This is a genomic window from Nitrospira sp. BLG_2, assembly GCF_049222245.1.
This window is the reverse complement of the sequence record NZ_JBLYIG010000097.1, coordinates 1-3,170: the sequence shown is the minus strand read 5'-3', so window position 1 is coordinate 3,170 and position 3,170 is coordinate 1. Positions and strand designations below refer to the sequence as shown.

3 protein-coding genes are annotated in these 3,170 nt (G+C 57.5%); 2 read left to right on the top strand and 1 reads right to left on the bottom strand.

Going from position 1 to position 3,170, the window contains the following annotated elements; all coding sequences use genetic code 11:
* The first annotated feature begins 273 nt into the window (after positions 1–273).
* Positions 274–1,761 carry a PQQ-dependent sugar dehydrogenase gene (locus tag ACOSYY_RS02865; RefSeq protein ID WP_421660763.1) on the top strand — a complete coding sequence of 496 codons (1,488 nt, stop codon included), beginning with the start codon at positions 274–276 and terminating at the stop codon, positions 1,759–1,761.
* Between the two features lie 212 nt (positions 1,762–1,973).
* Positions 1,974–2,468, top strand: coding sequence for a hypothetical protein (locus ACOSYY_RS02860; RefSeq protein WP_421660762.1), 495 nt, complete (start codon positions 1,974–1,976; stop codon positions 2,466–2,468).
* Between the two features lie 62 nt (positions 2,469–2,530).
* Here ACOSYY_RS02860 and ACOSYY_RS02855 read toward each other — a convergent pair.
* A partial coding sequence (locus tag ACOSYY_RS02855) for a formylglycine-generating enzyme family protein (protein ID WP_421660761.1) occupies positions 2,531–3,170 on the bottom strand: 640 nt, incomplete at its 5' end.

Sequence of the window (3,170 nt, the reverse complement as noted above, 5' to 3'; positions counted from 1 at the left end):
CCGCGGAAGTAATCGTCGGGTGGGGCTTGGCCGCTTTGTACGAGCAGGTGCGTGTTCAGATCGATCGCGGCTTCGATCCTCTCCTGGAGTAACCGTTCCGTTCCCTTGCGTAGAAATAAGTCTCCACGATATCGAACCGGTGCGATATCTCGGATGGATTCCAAGCGCCTCAGTCGTATGCAGTATTTCACAAGAGCTAAACCCAAGGATCCTTAATTCTCTAGGGGTAGTCCTAGCTGCACCGTCGCCTTATCGAGACGATCCTCATGCCCGATGAGATATCTTATTTTCCTTCTCCTTCTTATAGCCGGATGTTTCAAGTTTTCTTCTCCCGACGGCGGCAGTCAGGCGAAATTTGAAGGGCCGCGGGTATTTAACGCAGCCGATATCGCGCTTCCTCCGTCCTATCGGATCGAGCTCGTCGCTTCGGGGCTGACGTTCCCGACCGGTGTGGCGTTCGACGGTGAGGGAACTCCGCACGTCACTGAATCAGGCTACTCCCAGGGGGAAGCATTGGACCGGCCGCGGCTCCTGCGCATCGATGCACAAGGGCGAACTACAGTGATTGCCGTGGGGGAAAATAACGGCTCGTGGACCGGCGTAAGCCATTTGGAGGGATCGTTTTACATCGCCGAGGGGGGGAGCCTTCGCGGCGGGAGACTGCTCCGGGTTCGGCCCGATGGCGTCGTCATACCGTTGCTGAGCGAGTTGCCCAGCTTCGGCGATCATCAAGTCAACGGACCGATCGTCGGTCCCGACGGCCGGCTCTATTTCGGCATCGGTACCTTCACCAACAGCGGCGTCGTGGGCGAAGACAACTATCGATTCGGATGGTTGCAGCGCAATCCCCGCGCGCATGATATTCCCTGTCACGACGTGACGCTGCGCGGCGTGAACTTCACGTCCACGAACCCGTTTACCCCGTCGGCGAACGATGAAGCCGTCACCGGAGCCTTTGTGCCTTTTGGCACTGTCACGCGGGCGGGGCAAGTGGTGTCCGGTCGTCTACCCTGCAACGGCGCCGTGCTCAAGATGCCTGTCGGCGGCGGAGCGCCCCAATTGGTGGCGTGGGGATTTCGCAATCCGTTCGGCTTGGCTTTCTCGCCCGATAAACAGCTCTATGTGACCGATACCAGCTACGACGACCGCGGCAGCCGTCCGGTGCACCGAACCGGCGACCTCCTTTGGAAGGTCCAGGCCGGCACCTGGTATGGATGGCCCGATTACCATGGAACGTTGCCGCTCGATTATCACGATCAGTTCATCCCGCCCGGCAAGCCGCAGCCGCCGCTCCTCTTGTCCGATTATCCCAATCAGCCGCCGAAACCCGCGGCGGTCTTGGGAGTGCATTCTTCTTCGTACATGTTCGATTTCTCCAGAAGCCCCCTGTTCGGTCATGTCGGGGAATCCTTTATCGCGCAGTTCGGGGATCAGTCACCGGTCTCCGGCAAGGTGATGGCGCCGGTCGGATTCAAGGTCGTGCGGGTCAACGTGGAGAACGGGGGCGTGGAAGACTTCGCGGTCAACCGTGGGCGAATCAATGGTCCGGCCTCCAAGATCGGCGGCGGTGGATTCGAGCGCCCCATTGCGGCTCGGTTTTCTCCGGACGGATCGGCTTTGTACATCGTCGACTTCGGCGTCATGACGCTGGGCCAAGGAGACAAAGCGCGGGCATCATGGGCTAAGAAGAACCCCGGAGCGGAATCTCGTCGCGGCAGCGGCGCGCTCTGGAAAATCACGAGGACGACCGCGCCATCCTGATACTCGAGCCATGTGCATAAGTGGTCCATGAACTCTCTTATCTTTGTCGTCTTTTGCGACGAAGACTTCTTCCTTCCTGTAGCAAAGAGCCACCCCTCAGTCCCTGGGACTGCGCGAAACGTCTGATTATCAGGGTAAACCTTACAGCATTCTCCGGTTATTTGGTTCTCTCCTTGCAGTGACCTAACAAATCAACTCTTGAAAGGAGTGAGATGAAACCGAATTTTTGCCGAGCCGTTGTCATCCTGTGGGCCGTCACGCTGGGCGTGGGAGGATGGTTTTTTATCAAGGGAGTGACGAAAGTGGGAAGTGATGGCCGGGTAGAAATAATCCTGGCGGCAGCGGAGCGCGATCAGATACTCGCTGAAATGCGCTTGCTCTTGAAAGCGGTAGACGGGCTTATCAGGGAACTGGGAGCGCCGAATCCCGATTCAAAACAGATGGAAGCAACAGCGAGGGCGTTCGGGATGCATATGGCGGCGGATGTGGAGCCGACCATCATGGCCAAATTGCCGCTGCCGTTCAAACAGATGGGCATGTCGATCCACAAAGACATGGACGCACTGGCGGATGCAATCGCGGGGCACGAGACGCCTCAGCAAATTTTACAACGGTTAGCGAGCATGACGGCCCGCTGCACGGCTTGTCATGACATGTACAGAATCGCCGCAGACCGGATAAGTGTCGATGTTCGGCACAAGCAGTAGGAAAGAAACCCGAGGAGGGTGAATTTTTGACATGAGACCATTGATTCCGGAAACGGTCCTGGCTACGGGGTCTTCGCGCAACGGAACCCGTAACCGAACTGTCGACCGGACGGTTCAGCATTGAAACGAAAGGAAGAACGCAGAAACTCCTGAACATACAGCCAATTCCCGCCCCGCACGACTTTGGACTTGCCTATCTTCGGTCCTTGAGGATTCTTCGTCGGACTTTTCTTGTAATAGTCATGATCATACCAGTCGTTGACCCATTCCCACGCATTGCCGGCCATGTCGTAGATGCCGTAGGGACTCTTGCCCATTTCGAACATTCCCACGGGAACTAACGCCATATGGTTCGCCCATTGCTTCTTGCCGAAATTTGCATGAAGTCTGGTGGGGGCTTCGTTGCCCCAAGGGTAAAGGCGGCCATCGGTCCCTCGCGCCGCCTTTTCCCCCTCCGCCTCGGTGGGCAGTCGCTTGCCGGCCCATTTGCAGTACGTGGCGGCATCAAACCAATTGACATTGACGACAGGGCGTTTCTGATGGCGGGGTTGGTTCATAATTTCCCATTCCGGCGGCGCCTCCTTGTCCGTCGCTTCCAGATACTTGGCATACTGTCCAACCGTCACGTGATACTTGTCCATGTAGAAGGCGTCGAGGTCGACGCGATGCACCGGCTTTTCGTCATCTGCCATGGTGCTCCCC

Excerpts from the sequence above, each read along its gene's own strand:
- ACOSYY_RS02865 (WP_421660763.1), top strand. The coding sequence starts at position 274 with ATGAGATATCTTATTTTCCTTCTCCTTCTTATAGCCGGATGTTTCAAG.
- ACOSYY_RS02860 (WP_421660762.1), top strand. The coding sequence starts at position 1,974 with ATGAAACCGAATTTTTGCCGAGCCGTTGTCATCCTGTGGGCCGTCACG.